Annotated in this window: 14 protein-coding genes and 2 pseudogenes; 3 read left to right on the forward strand and 13 right to left on the reverse strand. The window is 59.7% G+C overall.

What is annotated here, in order from left to right; all coding sequences use genetic code 11:
* Positions 1 to 117: 117 nt before the first annotated feature.
* Both yihA and ACXJKE_RS06615 read left to right on the forward strand, forming a co-directional pair.
* The gene (gene yihA / locus ACXJKE_RS06610; RefSeq protein ID WP_457279745.1) at positions 118 to 858 is read left to right on the forward strand and encodes a ribosome biogenesis GTP-binding protein YihA/YsxC; all 741 of its coding nucleotides are present in this window, start codon (positions 118 to 120) and stop codon (positions 856 to 858) included.
* 87 nt (positions 859 to 945) lie between these two features.
* Positions 946 to 1,857, forward strand: coding sequence for an alpha/beta fold hydrolase (locus ACXJKE_RS06615; protein WP_457279746.1), 912 nt, complete (start codon positions 946 to 948; stop codon positions 1,855 to 1,857).
* 87 nt (positions 1,858 to 1,944) lie between these two features.
* On the opposite strand, the gene ACXJKE_RS06620 is transcribed toward ACXJKE_RS06615, so the two are convergent.
* The gene (locus tag ACXJKE_RS06620) at positions 1,945 to 2,841 is read right to left on the reverse strand and encodes a lysophospholipid acyltransferase family protein (RefSeq protein WP_457279747.1); all 897 of its coding nucleotides are present in this window, start codon (positions 2,839 to 2,841) and stop codon (positions 1,945 to 1,947) included.
* Positions 2,838 to 3,698: a lysophospholipid acyltransferase family protein gene (locus ACXJKE_RS06625; RefSeq protein WP_457279748.1), complete on the reverse strand. Its 861-nt coding sequence runs from the start codon at positions 3,696 to 3,698 to the stop codon at positions 2,838 to 2,840. The genes ACXJKE_RS06620 and ACXJKE_RS06625 overlap by 4 nt, the downstream gene beginning before the upstream one ends.
* Positions 3,699 to 3,874: 176 nt before the next feature.
* Between ACXJKE_RS06625 and metK the strand changes: the two genes are divergently transcribed.
* Complete coding sequence (gene metK / locus ACXJKE_RS06630; protein ID WP_457279749.1) at positions 3,875 to 5,056, forward strand: methionine adenosyltransferase; 1,182 nt, start codon at positions 3,875 to 3,877, stop codon at positions 5,054 to 5,056.
* Positions 5,057 to 5,289: 233 nt separating this feature from the next.
* On the opposite strand, the gene ACXJKE_RS06635 is transcribed toward metK, so the two are convergent.
* The 11 genes and pseudogenes from ACXJKE_RS06635 to ACXJKE_RS06685 form a co-directional block, all read right to left on the reverse strand.
* On the reverse strand, positions 5,290 to 5,493 hold the full coding sequence (locus ACXJKE_RS06635) for a hypothetical protein (RefSeq protein ID WP_457279750.1): 204 nt from the start codon (positions 5,491 to 5,493) through the stop codon (positions 5,290 to 5,292).
* Positions 5,494 to 5,518: 25 nt separating this feature from the next.
* Positions 5,519 to 5,800: a hypothetical protein gene (locus ACXJKE_RS06640; RefSeq protein WP_457279751.1), complete on the reverse strand. Its 282-nt coding sequence runs from the start codon at positions 5,798 to 5,800 to the stop codon at positions 5,519 to 5,521.
* Positions 5,801 to 5,908: 108 nt separating this feature from the next.
* A complete protein-coding gene (locus ACXJKE_RS06645) occupies positions 5,909 to 7,330 on the reverse strand; it encodes a hybrid sensor histidine kinase/response regulator (RefSeq protein ID WP_457279752.1) in 1,422 nt (473 codons plus the stop codon).
* Positions 7,331 to 7,402: 72 nt separating this feature from the next.
* A complete protein-coding gene (locus ACXJKE_RS06650) occupies positions 7,403 to 8,905 on the reverse strand; it encodes an ATPase domain-containing protein (RefSeq protein ID WP_457279753.1) in 1,503 nt (500 codons plus the stop codon).
* 61 nt (positions 8,906 to 8,966) lie between these two features.
* Entirely contained in the window at positions 8,967 to 9,470 is a 504-nt protein-coding gene (locus ACXJKE_RS06655; protein WP_457279812.1) for a hemagglutinin repeat-containing protein, read from the reverse strand.
* A 428-nt stretch (positions 9,471 to 9,898) separates the two neighbouring features.
* Positions 9,899 to 10,237 (reverse strand): hypothetical protein, encoded by a 339-nt coding sequence (locus ACXJKE_RS06660; RefSeq protein WP_457279754.1) that lies wholly within the window; start codon positions 10,235 to 10,237, stop codon positions 9,899 to 9,901.
* Positions 10,238 to 10,548: 311 nt separating this feature from the next.
* Entirely contained in the window at positions 10,549 to 10,905 is a 357-nt protein-coding gene (locus tag ACXJKE_RS06665) for an immunity 8 family protein (RefSeq protein ID WP_457279755.1), read from the reverse strand.
* Positions 10,902 to 13,841, reverse strand: a complete 2,940-nt coding sequence (locus tag ACXJKE_RS06670) for a hemagglutinin repeat-containing protein (RefSeq protein WP_457279756.1) — start codon at positions 13,839 to 13,841, stop codon at positions 10,902 to 10,904. The genes ACXJKE_RS06665 and ACXJKE_RS06670 overlap by 4 nt, the downstream gene beginning before the upstream one ends.
* Before the next feature lie 13 nt (positions 13,842 to 13,854).
* Positions 13,855 to 14,061 (reverse strand): annotated as a pseudogene (locus tag ACXJKE_RS06675) (hemagglutinin repeat-containing protein); the annotation flags it as partial.
* 125 nt (positions 14,062 to 14,186) lie between these two features.
* Positions 14,187 to 14,588, reverse strand: a complete 402-nt coding sequence (locus tag ACXJKE_RS06680) for a hypothetical protein (RefSeq protein WP_457279757.1) — start codon at positions 14,586 to 14,588, stop codon at positions 14,187 to 14,189.
* Positions 14,585 to 16,548, reverse strand: a pseudogene (locus ACXJKE_RS06685) (hypothetical protein); the annotation flags it as partial. The pseudogene ACXJKE_RS06685 and the gene ACXJKE_RS06680, both read right to left, overlap by 4 nt.

Below are 16,548 nucleotides of genomic sequence, written 5' to 3' on the forward strand. Positions count from 1 at the left end.
GGCAACGGGCCAGCAGCTCCGCACCGCCTCAGCGCTTCCCGGGTTCCGTCCCCGAAGCCATTGCTCCCTCCAACGCATGCCGGTAGCGTGCAACCGATCTCCAGGGACCGCCCGATCATGACCTCACCCTCTCCGTCCAAACAACCTGTAGCCGCAACCGGCGCGCCCGACCCCAAAATCGCGATGGGCTGGCTGCACACAGCCAAATTCCTGACCACAGCGCCCGAGCTCAAGCACCTGCCCCGTGTCGACGTGCCTGAAATCGCCTTTGTCGGCCGCTCCAACGCCGGCAAATCCACCTGCATCAACACGCTGACGCAGCAACACCGGCTGGCATTTGCCTCCAAGACGCCGGGCCGCACCCAAAGCATCAACCTCTTCAGCCTGGGCAAACAGGGCGTGACGGACGCCGTGCTGGCCGACCTGCCGGGCTACGGCTATGCGGCCGTGCCCAAGGAAGCCAAGTACCGCTGGCAGCAGGTGATGGGCAACTATCTGCAGACGCGCGACAACCTCAAGGCCGTGGTGCTGCTGTGCGACCCGCGCCTGGGCCTGACCGAGCTCGACGAGATCCTGCTGGACGTGATCCGGCCACGGGTGGAAGACGGCCTCAAGTTCCTGGTGCTGCTGACCAAGTCCGACAAACTCAACAAGACCGAAGCGGCCAAGGCGCTGTCCATTGTGCGACTGCAGGCGGGCGGCGGAGACGTCAAACTCTTTTCTTCGCTGAAGCGCCGCGGTGTCGAAGAAGTGGCCCAGCATTTGTGGGACTGGGCCCATCCGGCAGAGAAATCGGTCGAAAAACCGGCAAAGCCTGCCAAAGCGGCGCCTGAAGAGCTGCCCGAGATCAATGACTGAGACAGCTCTCCAGCGCTGAGGTTTCAGATAAATACCGACTCCAGCCCAACAGGGACGAGCGCAAGCAGCTATAAAAATAGTAGCAACATGATAGCCACCCGCTTGTACGCATTGCCCCACGGCATCACCTTGTCCTGCCGGACCGCAGGTGAAAAAGACCGCCCTGTCCTGATGTTCCTGCACGGCTTTCCGGAAGCCGCTTTTGTCTGGGATGGCTTGCTGGAACACTTCGCGCGGCCCGAAAACGGCGGTTTTCGGTGTGTGGCACCCAACCTGCGCGGATTTGAACATTCCAGCGCACCACTGGACGTGGCAGCCTACCGGCCCAAACACCTGGTGCAGGACATCGCAGCGCTGATTGCGCTGGAGGGGGGCCAACTAGCTTGCCTTGTGGCCCATGACTGGGGCGGCGCGGTGGCCTGGAACCTGGCCGCGGGCCACCCCGCGCTGATGAAAAAGCTGGCCATCATCAACTCGCCGCATCCCGGCACCTTTTTGCGCGAACTGCAGCATTCACCGGCACAGCAAGCCGCCAGTGCCTACATGAACTTCCTGATCCGCCCGGATGCTGAAGCATTGCTGGCTGAAGACGATTTTCGGCGGCTCTGGGATTTTTTTACCAAGATGGGCGCAGCCGATGGGCCGCACGCCTGGCTGACCGAAGCCGTCAAGGACCAATACCGCGAAATCTGGCGCCAGGGCCTGACAGGCCCCTGCAATTACTACCGTGCTTCGCCCTTGCGACCGCCGCGGCCCGGGCCGCCGCACAACGACCCGGCCGCCGCGGCAGTGAGCATTCCACGGGACATGCTGGAAGTTCACCTGCCGACGCTGGTGCTCTGGGCCCTGGACGATACAGCCTTGCCGCCCGCGCTGCTGGAAGGCCTGGGCGACTACGTGCCGCAGATGGATTTACGCCGCATCGAAGGTGCAACCCACTGGATCGTGCACGAGCAGCCCGCATTGGTGGTGGCGCACTTGGAGGATTTTTTGCGCTAAATTGCTATTGATTTAATAGCTGTTCGCGCTGATTTCGCCTGGCCCGGAAGACTATTTCCCTAAAATTTCGGCCCAACCCGCCTGCCGTCAATACAGGGATGGCTCGCCTTCGGGCCGGGTTTTAAAGCGCTTGTGCACCCAGTAGTACTGGGCGGGCATGGTGTTGATGTAGTCCTGCAGTTGCGCATTCATGCGCGCGGTGTCGGCCACCGGGTCATCGCTGGGGAAGTCCGGCCAGGCAGGCAGCACCTCCACCTCATAGCCCGTCGGAGTGATCCGGGGCAACAGGGGCAGCACCTTGGCGCGGCCCAGGCGTGCAAATCGCGAGAGAGACGGGACCGTTGCGGTGGGTATGCCGTAAAAAGGCACGAACACTGAATCGTCGGGGCCGAAGTCCATGTCGGGCAACAGGTAAAGCGGCTGCCCTTCCCGAAGCGCGGCCACAATGGGCTTGACGCCATCACCCCGCCCAAAAAGCCGCAGGTTGCCAAAACGCCGCCGGCCCCGCAGTATCCAGCGGTCCACCAGCTTGTTCGACTGGTCGGTGTAAATGGTGGTCGAGGGCCGCGGCATCTGCAGCGCCACACCGGCCCATGCCGCATCCAGGCCGACGAAATGCGGCAGGAATATCACCGTGGGCTCATTGCCCTCCAGTTCCTGCACGGCACCCGTCACCTGAACACGCCGCTGCACCCAGGCCTGGGGCGCATGCCAGAGCCAGGCGCGGTCCAGCCAGGCCTGGGCAAAAAAGACGAATGTCAGCACCGTGAGGCGGCGCCGTTCTGCGGCCGGATAACCGGGGAAACACAGCGCGAAATTGGTGGCCACCACGCGCCGGCGCGAGCCTACCACCGCATACAACATCCAGCCGAGCAGCACGCCCAGGCCACGCGTCCAGGAAAGCGGCAGCAGCGCCAGCACCCGCATAAAGAAAATGCCGCCGCGGGTCACGACTCGGCTGGCCAACTGACGGGGAGTCTTCAAAGGGGAGTTTCCTTGCGTGGTGTTTTGTAGCGTGCGTAGCCCCACAAATACTGGCCCGGCTGGCTCAGCACAATGGCTTCGATCGCCCGGTTGATCTGTGTCACCCCATGCAACAAGTCGGCGCGCGCGCCGGAATCAGAGGCGTCCATCCCCTGCACCGGTGGCCATATCTTGAGGAAATACCCTTTGCCGCGGGCCAGGCGCTCGCAACTGACGGGCAGCAGCACCGCACCGCTCTGCAACGCCAGCCGCGCGGCCAGCGTCATCGTGTAGGCCGGCTTGCCAAAAAAAGGCGCCCACACGCCCAGGCCCTCGGGCGGCACCTGGTCCGTCAACAAGGCTACGGCCTGGTTGGCCTTGAGGGTTTTGTGCATGAGGCGGATGCCGCTTAAGGAGGCGGGCACGACAGTGAGGTTAGCCCGGTCACGCGCCAGGCGTTCCAGACGGGCCAGCCAGGCCTTGCGTGCGGGCCGGTAAATTGCGGTAATGGGCCCATACAGCTCAGCCAATGCTTGCGGGCCCAGCTCAAAGCTGCCGCAATGGGGGCCGAAAAAAATCACACCACGACCTTCGGCAAAAGCCTGCTCCGCGTGCACCTGGCCTTCAACACGGACATTGCCCAGGCAGGATTCAGTGGCGGGCCGCATCCACAGTTTCGGCAGCTCGGCAATAAAACGTCCTGCCTCGGCAATCGCCGGCCGGGCCAGCGAAAAAGGGAGGCCGGCCTGGGCCACATGTGCCCTGAACTGCGCGCGATAGCGCGGACTCAAGCCCCACACCAGCCAGCCCAGCATGCCGCCCAGCGCATGCAGGGCGGCCAGCGGCCAGAGGGAAAAGAAGCGGAACAACCAGGGCATGAATCAGGTGAAAGGGGTATCGAAAGGTTACGCCGGCCAAAAAACAGCCGTCATATAATGCAAGCTGTCGCCGAGTTACTGAACTACTTGCAGGGCGACATTAAACCAAACTGCTAAAGCGTTCGCCGAGGCATTCCAGCCGGCAACGCGCCGACAAACTTCATGGAGTGTACGCAATGGCGAACGATTTTCTCTTTACATCCGAATCCGTCTCTGAAGGCCATCCCGACAAGGTCGCCGACCAGATTTCCGACGCAATCCTCGACGCGATCTTCAAGCAGGACCCGCGCAGCCGCGTTGCCGCCGAAACCCTGACCAACACCGGCCTCGTCGTGCTGGCCGGCGAGATCACCACCAACGCGCATGTCGACTACATCCAGGTCGCCCGCGACACCATCAAGCGCATCGGCTACGACAACACCGAATACGGCATCGATTACAAGGGCTGCGCAGTCATGGTCTGCTACGACAAGCAGTCCAATGACATCGCCCAGGGCGTAGACCATGCCAGTGACGACCACCTGAACATCGGCGCCGGCGATCAGGGCCTTATGTTCGGCTATGCCTGCGACGAAACCCCGGACCTGATGCCTGCGCCGATTTACTACGCTCACCGCCTGGTCGAGCGCCAGGCCCAGCTGCGCAAGGACGGACGCCTGCCATTCCTGCGCCCTGACGCCAAGAGCCAGGTGACCATGCGCTATGTGGACGGCAAACCGCACAGCATCGACACTGTGGTGCTGTCAACCCAGCACAGCCCTGACCAGAGCGAAACCGCGCACAAAATGAAGGCCTCGTTCACCGAAGCCATCATTGAAGAGATCATCAAGCCGGTACTGCCCAAAGAGTGGCTCAAGGACACCAAGTACCTGATCAATCCGACCGGCCGCTTCGTTATCGGCGGCCCGCAGGGCGACTGCGGCCTGACCGGCCGCAAGATCATCGTCGACACCTACGGCGGCGCCTGCCCGCACGGCGGCGGCGCGTTCAGCGGCAAAGACCCTAGCAAGGTAGACCGCTCAGCCGCCTACGCAGCCCGTTATGTAGCCAAAAATATTGTGGCCGCGGGCCTGGCACGCCAGTGCCAGATCCAGGTGGCTTACGCCATCGGCGTAGCCCGCCCCATGAACGTCACGGTCTACACCGAAGGCACCGGCGTGATTTCCGACGAAAAACTCTCGGCTCTCGTCAATGAACACTTTGACCTGCGCCCCAAGGGCATCATCCAGATGCTGGACCTGCTGCGCCCCATCTACGAAAAGACGGCAGCCTACGGCCACTTCGGCCGCGACGAGCCAGAATTTACGTGGGAGCGTACCGATAAAGCTGCGGCCCTTCGGGCGGCAGCCGGCCTGTAAGGCCGCCGCGCGTAGCGCGGTATCGGTATGCGGGCGAAGTTCATATTCGCATCGCGAATGTGAACGCAGACCAAAAGACGGACAAAGCAGCTACGCTTCGCGCGGCTGCAGGCCTGTAAGGCCCCGAACGAAGCGAGCTTGTGCGGCTTTCAGCGCAGGCTTGCTTCGCGCTGCAAAGTTAAGGACCCAAGAGGTCCCTCCCCCTCGCTAATCCAGAAGATCAACCCCGCGATTCAACCCCGCGTGTAGGGGCTTTTCCCGACATGCGGGGTATTGCCCAACTCTTCGGACGGCGCGTTGTCGGCTTTGGGCTGCGCGATGGTCTTGTTGGTGCCCTCTCTGCCGTATTCGTCGGCAGATATGGCGTCAGGCCGTGCGGCTGACCCGTTCTTGCGGTCACGATCACTCTTTGGATCGGTACGTTTTTTCAGGCCCATCTTGTGTCCTTCGTGTCGCTGAACGTCAGGTAACAAAGCTGCCGGGATCCGTGGCGGGAAATACGGATGCCGACATTGAGGGCATTCCGCCCCGGGAATCACGGGCAGCGTGCGACACACCAAAACCGTTGCCGGTAACGATGAACGGCCAGGCACTGCGGGATTTCCCCGTTTCCATGGCGACTTCGCGCACAGGCCGGGTTGCCCGGATTTCTGGTTCATGCAGGGGAAAGCTGTCTAGAAACATGGCGGCGCCAATGAAGGCTTTGAGTGGCTGGGTTTTGACTGTAGGTTCACGCTTGGCCACGATGCGTCAGCGGGATAGGAAATGCGTGTAGGACAAGCTCGAATCAGGCGCCACTTCCCTGGTTTGAGCTTTAATTCCCGGCATTCCGGCCGCTGCTTTTTACCCACATCAGGCAACGAGGCAGGACATCAGGCTTTCGTAATCCACCGGTTTGACCAGGTGATGGTTAAACCCGGCCAAACTGGCAAGGGCTTTGTCTGTTGTCTGTCCCCAACCAGTAAGTGCAATAAGGACCATGGTTTCAGCGGCAGGCTGCTGGCGGATCAAGCGTGCTGCGTCGTACCCGTTCATGCCGGGCATTCCGATGTCCATGACGATAACGTCCGGCCTGTGGGCCTTGGCTGCGGCAACGGCGGCCACACCGTCATACGCCGTTGTCACCGCAAACCCGTCCATGCCAAGCAAAGCGCCCAAGGTATTGGCCGCATCCACGTTGTCGTCCACCACCAGGATTTTTTTGGCATTTCCGGACCGGGCGGAGCCCGCCATTTGCACAGGCGATGCAGGCTGCCCGCCCTCCAGAACCACCGGCAGCGCCAGGACGAACTCACTGCCATGACCCAGGCCTTCACTGTTGGCGTGCAGAGTGCCGCCGTGCATCTCGGCAAACTGCCTGGCCAGGCTCAGACCGATCCCCAGGCCGGTCGGCGCTTCGCCAGGCACGGGCGTCTGGGCAAACAGGTCAAAGATCTTTGCCAGAGAAGACGCCTCAAGCCCGATCCCGTTGTCGGCGACCCGGAAAGTCACCACAGGCCCCTCGACTTCCGCGCGCAGCACGATATGCCCGCCTGGATGCGTGAACTTGGCGGCGTTGACCAGAAGGTTGGCGACGCTTTGCACCAGGCGTGCGTGATCGGCATCCAGCAGATACGGTGCGTCCGGCTCCTGCACGTCCAGCCGGTGCTGCTTGCTTTCCATGGCGGTAGCGGAAATCTCCACCGCATGGTTGATCACTGATTGCAGTGTGATCTGCCCCCTTTTCAGGGTGACCTTGCCGCTGGTGATGCGGGCCACGTCCAACAGGTCATCCACCAATCGCGTCAGGTGAGCAACCTGGCGGTCCACGACATTGCGCAGCTGCGTGATCTGGCCCGAATCCGGGTAAAGATGCTTGAGGATGCCCATGGACGTGCGGATCGGCGCCAGCGGATTGCGCAGTTCATGCGCGAGCGTAGCCAGGAACTCGTCCTTGCGCTTGTCGGCATCGCGCACCTGGTATTGCCTTTCGCGTGCCCGCACGGCCGAGCGGGTGGCGGTAATCAGGGCAATGGTGCGCACGGGTCGTTCCACCAGCGTCACATTACCCAGATGCTCGACCGCCCGCTGCACATCCAGCGAATCGGCGCCGCTACGCGTCAAAAGCAGGATGGGGATGTCCGACCAGGTGGGCTGTGAGGCCACGTATTCGGCCAGCGGCCGCATGGCCACACCGCTGACAACTTCTTCCACCAGCAACAAGGCACCGGCGCCCAGCGGCAATTGCGTCATCAACTCGTCGGTATTCGCGCACACAATGCTGTGGATGCCCACTGACCGGAGCACTTTGGCAGTCAGCGCCGCGTCCCGCCCTGTAGGCGCACAAATGACGATTCGCCGCTCCACCTATCTCGCTCCGCGGGCGCCACCCACTTCAGGATCGTTACCGACATAAACCGGCACCCCCGTCAGGATGCCGCGGAAGCCGCGCAGAGGCGCACCTACGTGGATACCCTTGCGGGACATGGAGAATTCGCGGATGGTGCGCTCGTGCAGGCTGCCTCGCTTTTTGAACACCGATACGGCCTGCTTGACCTCGCCGTCATGCTCGAAATAGCGCAGCATGAGCACGTTGTCGGCCAGATAGCTGGCGTCCACCGCGGTGGACATCTGGCCGCCCAGCATGCCCTGCTGCACGCCGACCAGGATGGTCACCACACCACGCTGGCCCAGGTACGTCAGCAGTTCGTGCAAATGCGTGGTCAGGAAGCGTTCATCCGGCATGGCGTTGAGGTAGCCGTTGATGCTGTCGATGACGACAACTTTGCAGCCGCGGTCGGCAGCCTGGCACACCACCGACGCGAACTCCCCGGGGGACAGCTCGGCCGGGTCGATCTGCTGAATGCTCAGCACACCCGCTTCATAGGGCTCGCGGATTTCCATCCCCAAGCCATCCGCGCGGTTGAGTAAATTGTTGGCTGCTTCTTCAAACAGGAACATGGCACTGGTCTGCCCGCGCTGCGCCGCGGCAGTGACAAACTGGGCCGCCAGCGACGACTTGCCGGTACCGGGAGGCCCGGCGATGAGGGTGCTCGTGCCCTCTTCCAGGCCGCCGCCAAGGAGGGTGTCGAGCTCGGTGAGGCCGCTTTTGAGCTGCTCGCGTCTGCCCATCACGCGCGACTCGGCCGCCACCAGGCGCGGGTACACGCACAGGCCGCCGTACTGGATGTCGTAGTCATGCATTCCGCCGCGAAAGGCGATGCCGCGGTACTTCACCACGCGCACGCGGCGCCGTTCGGCCCCGTAGTCCTTCACGGACTGGTCCAGCGTGATCACGCCATGGGCAATGGAGCGCACCTGAAGGTCAATGCCGGCGGCGGTGCGATCGTCGAGCAGCATCACGGTGCAGGAACGGCTGGCAAAAAACTGCTTCAGTGCCAGCACCTGGCGGCGATAGCGCAGCGGCGTATCGGCCAGCAATTGCAATTCGGAGAGGGAATCAATCACCACCCGGGTCGGTTTTCGTTCCTCGATCACAGACAGGATCATTTGGGTGGTGGTGCCCATCTCGACCTCGGAGGGGTGGAACATGGTGTATTCGGCCTCCGGCGTCAGCAGGTTTTCGGAAGGAAGGACCTCATGAATGTGGATGCCCTCCATGTCCCAGCCATGGGATTCGGCAACACCACCCAGTTCTGCGGCCGTTTCGGCCAGCGTGATGTAGACAACCGACTCACCGCGCCGGGCGCCTTCGACCAGAAACTGCAGCCCGGTGGTGGTCTTGCCGGTGCCAGGTTCACCTTCGATCAGGTAAATGCGGTCTTTGATGAGGCCGCCGCCCAGAATATTGTCCAGGCCGGCTATACCGGTGGAAAGAAAATGGAGCTCGGTTGGGTTCTTTGAAGTCATGGTTGCAGGAAAAGCGGTTTGTGAGCCGACTTGGCAATGAAAGAACAATCCGCAACACTCGTTAAAGAACACAGCGGCTTGTAACACCTGGATAAATGGTAGTCAGCCAGCTTAAAAATGCCCGGTTTACCGCATCTGCGTTATGCGTAGGACAAGACGCCGTCCCACAATAGGCCACAGTGGCAATACGCCCTTTCCGGTCGGCGCCAAAAGATGGACCCTGGGCATTGGCAGTGTTGCCCGCCACGCTGACCTGGAAGCCGCCGCTTCCGGCCTTGATGCCGCTTTGTTCGGCAACGCTCTGGAAGTTGGAGTTGATATTGCTGCTGGAAGCGCTGATGCTGCCGCTGATCTTGCCGACGCCCACACTCAGTGAGCCGCCCAGGCTTTGCTGGCTGCTGGTGTAGGTGCTGCTGTCCTGCAATGAGGCGATGTTGAGGTTGCCGCCAATGTCGGCCTTGACCTGCTCGGCCCGGATCACGGCACCCTGCAGGGTGGCGTCTCCGCCCGTGGTCAGGCTGACTTTTTCACCAGCCTTGACTTGGGTGTTGGTGTAGCTGGTGATGCCATTGAATTTATAGCAGCTGGCGCACGCCCCATCTAGGCTAGAGGCCTATTTGATTGTTGAGTTGCGCCGCTAGTTGACCCAGTCTTTCCATCAAATCTTGATCCATGCGCTTTGAGGAACAAAGGGTCATCAAAAGGTGAACTCCTCTCCGAGTTCCACCTCTTTTTGAACGGCAAAGCCAGACCCAAGCGGGTCAAGGCCGACTGAAAATTACCTGTCTAAGTGGTTTAAGTTGTGATGGAAATCAACAGCCGACGGGGTTGTCCTGATCAGTGCTGCGGCGCTCTTTGGTGCTGGAGCTGCTGAAGAGGTCGCTCTCGGCGGTGGTCATGCCAAAGCCGAAGCTGTTGGTCTGCCGGCCTGCGCTGAGGTTGACGTTGTTGCCGGCGTTCAGGCTCAGGCTGCCTGCAAGGAGTTGTGCGGTTCTATGGTTTTACACTTCCTTTCTCAAGGATCTCCTCCAATATGTCACCGCCGTATGAGTTAAAAACACTTAGCAGAGACACTGGCTTATCTTCAGGAGAAAACCTCCAAGATCTCAAAATTCCGTCACTACCGAAGTAGCAAATTTGCTGAACTTCTGATAGGACGCAGCTAACAAAAGCGAAATCTAAATTCGCGTCCAACTTTTCTCTATTTTGACTGTTGACGATTGCAGGCAAGTCGCCAATCCAGATGGCGTAGTGCGCCCATAAAGAATTTGTTGTGGCCTTTTCCGCAACCAATTTTTCGCCAGCAATGCTTAGAAGTTGCCAAAATTTCATAAATTTACCGAGTGTTGCGTTCCGCAGCTACTTGACCCAGTCTTTCCATCAAATTTTGCTCCATGCGCTTGGGAAACAACTGGTCACCAAAGGGTGAATTTACTTCCGAGTTCCGCCTCTTTTTGCACTGCAAAGCCAGACCCGAGCGGGTCAAGGTCGACTGAAAATTACTCGTCTAAGTGGTTTAAGTTGTGATGGAAATCAACACTCTTTCGTTTGTTAGACCGAGTTGCGCTGAAACGGAGATGACCTTTTGCACCTCAGCCGTTTCAATGGCTTTCAAAATCATCTCAGATCCAACACAACGTCCTTTACGACTGGTAGTCCTCATACTCCCACGCAAAGTATCTGGAAAGAATTGGTACTGACTGCTCCCAAGTAGGGCGTTCAGCGTTCTCAATAATCTCGCTAACTGTCTTCTTGATCAATTCAAAATCGAAACTTTCAACGAGGATCATGTGCCGCAAAACATATGCACTCTTGATCGATAGCTGATGCGCAAGCCACGAATTTGTGCATATCCCAACTTGGAACAGATGACTGCCTTCAATCCCCTCTGGTCCGATCGCTAAGGTCAGCCACATGCAAAAGTTGTCTGGTGTTTGCGGGGTGTAGGTGTTGAGATCCTCTGCACCGAAATCAATCCCTTTGAGAGTGGGTTTGTTCATTTGATCACCATGTGTCCGTTGGAAATTACAGCCCCTGTATTCGGGTCCCTCATCTGGAAGTTGGCCTGGACACCGGTCGGATTGAACTCGGCAGGTGCATTGGGCTTTGCAGTCGGAGGCCTAAAGACTCGCGTACCGTCAGCGCTGATCAATCCGCCGGGTACACCGTTCAATGGTCGCGCTCCATCACCTACCCATATCTGCCCCAAGCTATTCGCTTCGGTCGCCGTACCGCTTCCGACGGAGAAATTCGGATTTGGCACTCCACTGCCGCTCGCCGCTTTCGCAAGTCTCGCATCCTGCGCCGCAATGTTGGCAAGATTTTCGGCGGCCAGCTGCCCTTTCAGTCCTGGCACGGTCACCACATTCGCCGTCCCGCCAGAAGTCACCGGGGTTGCAATTTCTCCTGCTACTGCCGTTCCCCCACTTGCCCCATTTGTAGCATACGTATTTCTGGCCGCCGCATAGGCCGCCGCCTGTGCATTAACGGTCCGATTCAGCAATATACCTTCCACCGCAGCCGGCGAAAGTCCCAGTGCTGCATAAGTCAGCGCAGCAGCTTGCGGGCTCAGGCCCATGCCTTGCAGAACTTGCTCTCCCATCGTAAGCGTAGGCTGCCCTGTTGCGGCGGTATTGCTACCTGTTACGACCTGATCCCACCCAAAGGTCGCACCCGCACCACCCAGGAAGCAGCCAAACCCGGTCGTACAAGCGCCTGTGCCCGCGACTATCATCCCGGCCCCGCCCAGCGCCTGCAGCAGTCCCATGGTACGAATGCCGCCGTTGCTGCTGGTAAACGCATCCACCGCGCTGTCCGAGGCGTTGTAGTCGTTGAACAGCTTCAGCGGTGACGTCTGATTACTTGGGTTGGTGCCGACTCTATAGGTTTGTTGGGCCAAGGTGCTGCGCTCTGCAGCATATTCGTCGGTGGCGCCAGCCGCTTGCATATCCGACAGCAAGCGGTAATTGGCATCGGTGGGCGGCACGCCATCTGCGCACCGGCGAATCGCACAGGCGGCTATCGTCAGGCGTGCCACAGCCGCATTGCTGCCATTGGCCAGCTGCTGGATGCGGCTGATCTGGTTGGGGTTGAGCTGCCTGTTGTTGGTGTCTTCGTTAAACGCAGCAGCTGCCCCTGTCAAACCACCGGCCGCTGCGCCAATACTGGCGGCAATGCCCGCGCCCACAAGGTTTTTAAGGACCGGGGGCAGGTCCTCTGTGAGCTTGTTAATCTCGTCTGCTGCAAGTGCCGCGGCGCCGGCGCCTGCAGCGCCGCCTACGCCGCCACCCAATCCGCCGATCAGGATATGGCCGGCAACCCGGCAGGCGCCCCCTTCAGCCCAACAGGCGGCGGATTTGGCATCCGGTGCGCCAGCTTGTTGCTGATTCGCGTAGTCGCCCCAAGCCGTGCTGGCAGACCGCCCAAACGCCGCAGTAATAGCGATCTGCGCATCAATATTCGCCCTGACCTTGTCCCTATCAAAGATCGGCTTGAGGCTGGTTTCAGCGTCACCGGTTCGGGCGCCCGTGTTGCCTGCAATGCCGCTGATCCCTGCCGTGGTGGTGCTGCTGGCGTCGCCGCTGGTCTGCCCATAACCGGCGCCTCCGCCCGGGCGGGTTACGGTGTGGCTGGCCCGTTCGATTTGTGCATCGGTCATGCCGCGGTCACGCATGTCAGCTATCGCCCCTGGGCTGCTTTGGTCGCCGAGGGTTCCGCTCAGCCCCGCTCCCAGTTGGTAGCCGCTGCCTTCATAACTGGCAACGTTCTGGATGTCGGTGAGCGTCAACACACCGCCGGCCTGGAAACTGTTCTTGCCGTCGTCCACAGCCTTTTGGGTGCTGGTGATCTGCCCGCCAGCCAGGGTCGTGTTACCGCCCACGGCAACGTTAAAGCCGCCATCGCCCGCGCGAATCGCGCTTTGCTCGCCAACGCTTTGGTAGTTGCTGTCGATGTTGCTTTTGCCTCCGCTTACGCTACCGCTGCTGGAGCCATAGCAGAAGGGCGGTATGCACAGGCTCACCCCAGCACCGGCGCTGCTTTGCGTTTCTTTGTAGACGGACTGGTCTTGCAGGCTCTGGATGATGAGGTCGCCGCCGGTTTGCACGGTGACCTGTTTGGCAGCTGCGACCGCGCCTATGAGGTTGGTGTCGCCGCCCGAGGCGATCACCAGCGTGTTGCCGGCCTGCACCTGGGTGTTGGTGTAGCGGATCTCGTCGCCGTTGCCTTCGCCCTTGCCGCTGGAGACGCTGGCGTTCAGGCTGAAGCCGCTTTTGGCGCCCACGCTGAAGCCGATGCCCAGGCTGGCGCCCGAGTTGCTGTTGCTGTTGCGCTCGCTGGCGGTGTTGATGGCGGCGAGCAGGTTGACCTGGTTGTCTGCCATGAGGCTGGCGCTACCGCCGGCGTTGATGCGGCTGCCTTGCACCGTGAGGTTGCTGTCCAAGCCTGCACCAGTGGCCGCGATGGTGATGTCGCCGCCAGCGGCAACATTGGAGCCCACGGCCGTGTTGCTGGTGTTCTCTGTGTTGCTCTGGCTCTTGCTGGAGCCGATGCTCAGGTTTACGCCGATGCTGGCTGCTGCGGCCGGGTCCTTCACCAGGGCTGCGACCTGGTTGTAGGTGTTGTACGCCGTGAGTGCCGTGCTGGCTGCGGCCAGTGCCTGTATGCGCGAGTCCTTGACCTTGCTGGCGTTGCTGATGGCCTGGGCGCTTTGCTGCACGCTTTCGATGGCCGACAGCACGGGGTTGCTGAAGGTGACGCCAAAGCCGCTTTGGGAGGTTTTATCTTCCGTGGTGCTGCGGCTGGTTTCGCGGGCTTCCACGATGTCCACCTTGGCGGCGCTGATGGTGATATTGCCTTGCGGTGAGATCACGTCGCTGCCGACCTGGCGGTAGTTGTTGTTGGCGACGGCGACCACGTTGCCTTGCAGTGCGCCCACGGTGCTGGCCGCTGCGGTTGTGTTGCGGCCCTGCCTCGTTGGACTGCTCGCTGGCGTTGTAAGACAGGCCTTCCTGGAAGAAACCCGACTCCTTCTTCTCAAAGAAAGACGTGCTTCTGCTGGTGTTGGTGGCCGCTTCGATGGCGATGTTGCGGCCGGCGGCCAGGGTGGTGCCGGTGTCGCCAATCACGCTGGAGCCCTGGACCTTGATGTCTTGGCCGGAGGCGAGGGTGAATTCCTATCCGAGTCCCGCATTTTCTTGACCCTCAAAGTTGATACAAGCTGATCAAGGGCGGCTGGAAAATTACCTGTCTAAATGGTTTAAGTCGCTATGGGAATCAATCATCAAACGCGTAGCTTGGCTTGCAACGCGGCCTCAAGCTCAGCAAGGGTGAACTCTTTTCCGGCCTCAAGGTAACCAGCATTGTCATCAACAGAATCGCCAAATTCTTTGCACAGCGAATAAGTCACCAGAGCAGCAAATAAATCATCTCCTCGGGTACTCACCGATCCCATGTATTTCTTGGCGTCGGGAATTCTTTCATCAATAGGCTGCTCAGAAATTGAAACCCAGCACCATTCATTTTCAGCCGCGCCCTTTACATAAGGATCTCGGTGAATTGGCCCAACCAGTTCCATCGTCAAGGTTGGCGTCTTTTGTTTGAAACGGGAGAAGCCATTTTTTATGGCGCTCGTTAATTCGTCCTGTGTTGGATTGGCATCCATCTGGACAAAAGAACTTTTCATGGCGTGCCCTTAGTCGTCAGCGTAGAACGAGTCAATGTTATCCATCCATTTATGGTTTTAATATTGATGTTGCCCACGGTACCTTCGTTCAGGATGTTGGAGACAGGTGACCCCGGTTTGACCCAGCTTGTGACGTCTTGAACTGATATGCCAGTCTTGGTGGCATCTACGTACATATCGCCAATTTGCTTTGCGTTAACCATTTGCTTAGTTCCATCAACGATATTTCGCTGCACTGCTGTCATGCCATTTCCTGTTACTTCCTTTAGGCTAACAGGGACACCATTTAACCAGCCATCAATTCCCGGGGTATTGTGGCTCAGCTGTCCCACAAATCTTCCGCCCTTGTATGCAACGATATCGGCTGCCTGAGAAATTTCTTCCGCACTCATTGCATTTGGAATCACTTCACCCGGTTTTGGGGCCGGCAGTGCTAGTGGTTTTGTTGTTGCGACAACTTCACCAACAATGCTCCCCCCCGGACTTGCGCTTATTCCTTCGGCCTTGGCTAGTGCCTTTGGAATATATTTTCCTCCCAGATACGCGAGCCCGAACTTGGCGGCATCAATTCCAAGGAGCATGAGCGGATCACGCTCGCCAGGATATGTTTCCAGGTTGAAAGAGTCCAGAACACGCTGACCTTCGTTTGAGCGGTAGGCACCAAAGGCTGCCGCATTCCCTTGCTGCATCTGGAGGTTGGACGCCCCAGCGATGCCAATCCCGATGGGGACGGCTACACAGCCAAGTCCCAAAGTTTCAATGCATGATGCTGCACCACCCGCTGCAATCACACCGCCGCCAACTGTGCCGATGGCGCCAGCGCCGAGGTTAACCGCGCCTCCCACGCGTGTAACCACTTCGCCATTTCGTGTCAGCCCATCTCTTATTCCGTCAAGATTGGTGTAAATAAACTCCCCTGTTTTTTGGAGAATCGCTTTTTCCGCCGCGTATGTTTCACCCACTCGCTGCATGTCGTTGAGCTTGATCCAGTTTGGGTCACTATCAGGAATGCCGTCGGCACACCGGGTAAGTGCGCACGCTGCGGCGTCCAGTCGGCGTTTCTCCTCTGTGGTTTTTCCTCTTTTTGCTGCATCTAGCTTTTGGGTCTCGGTATAGTGCAACTGCCGATTGTTGGCATCCACAGTCCAGGCAGTGGCCGCCCCTTGAGTTCCGCCCACAGCAGCGCCAATGCCTGCGGCCGTCAGCCCGGCAACGACTTGAGCAATGCTCTTGGAGACGCCGTCACCCAAGCCTGCCGTTTGCAGGCCTAACTGCAGGTTGTCCTGGAACGCGTTCATCAGGTTGGCTGAACTGGCGCTGGTAGCCGCGCCCAAGGCGCCGTCCATGCCGCCGCCCAACGCGCCTACTGCCGTGTGAAGGGCGATCCGGTAGATGCCGCCTTCTCCCCACTTCTCGGCTTCCTGAATCAGGGCCGTCTTTTCTGACGGCGTCATGGTTTCCTTGATCTGATCTCGCAGGCTCTTGGCCTGGCTGTCGGCAAAGCTGGCAGCCGCTTTGGGCGCTTCGCGTGTAAACGCCTGCGTAATTTGCACCTGCGCATTGATCTCGGCCTGTACCCGGGCTGCGTCAAAGATGGGTTTAAGGCCGGTCTCGGCATCCGTGCTCCTGACGGCGGTATTGCCGGCAATACCGCTGATACCTGCGCTGCTGGTACTGCTGGCATCGCCCTTGTCTGAGCCGATGCCTATGCCCAGGCCGTTGATGCCGGCAGTCTTGGCAGTGGCGCCGCCGCCAAAGCTGATGCCGATTGACTCGCCCTTGTAGCTGGCGGTGTTCTGGATGTCGCTGATGCTTAGGGTGCCGCCGGTCTTGAAGCTGTTCTTCTGGGCATTGACGGCCTGGGTGTCGCTGGCAATGACGCTGCCCAGCAAGGCAGTGTTACCCGCCACGCTGACCTGGAAGCCTCCGCTGCCGGCCTTGATGCCGCTTTGTTCGGCAA

Source organism: Polaromonas sp. P5_D5, from assembly GCF_054049435.1.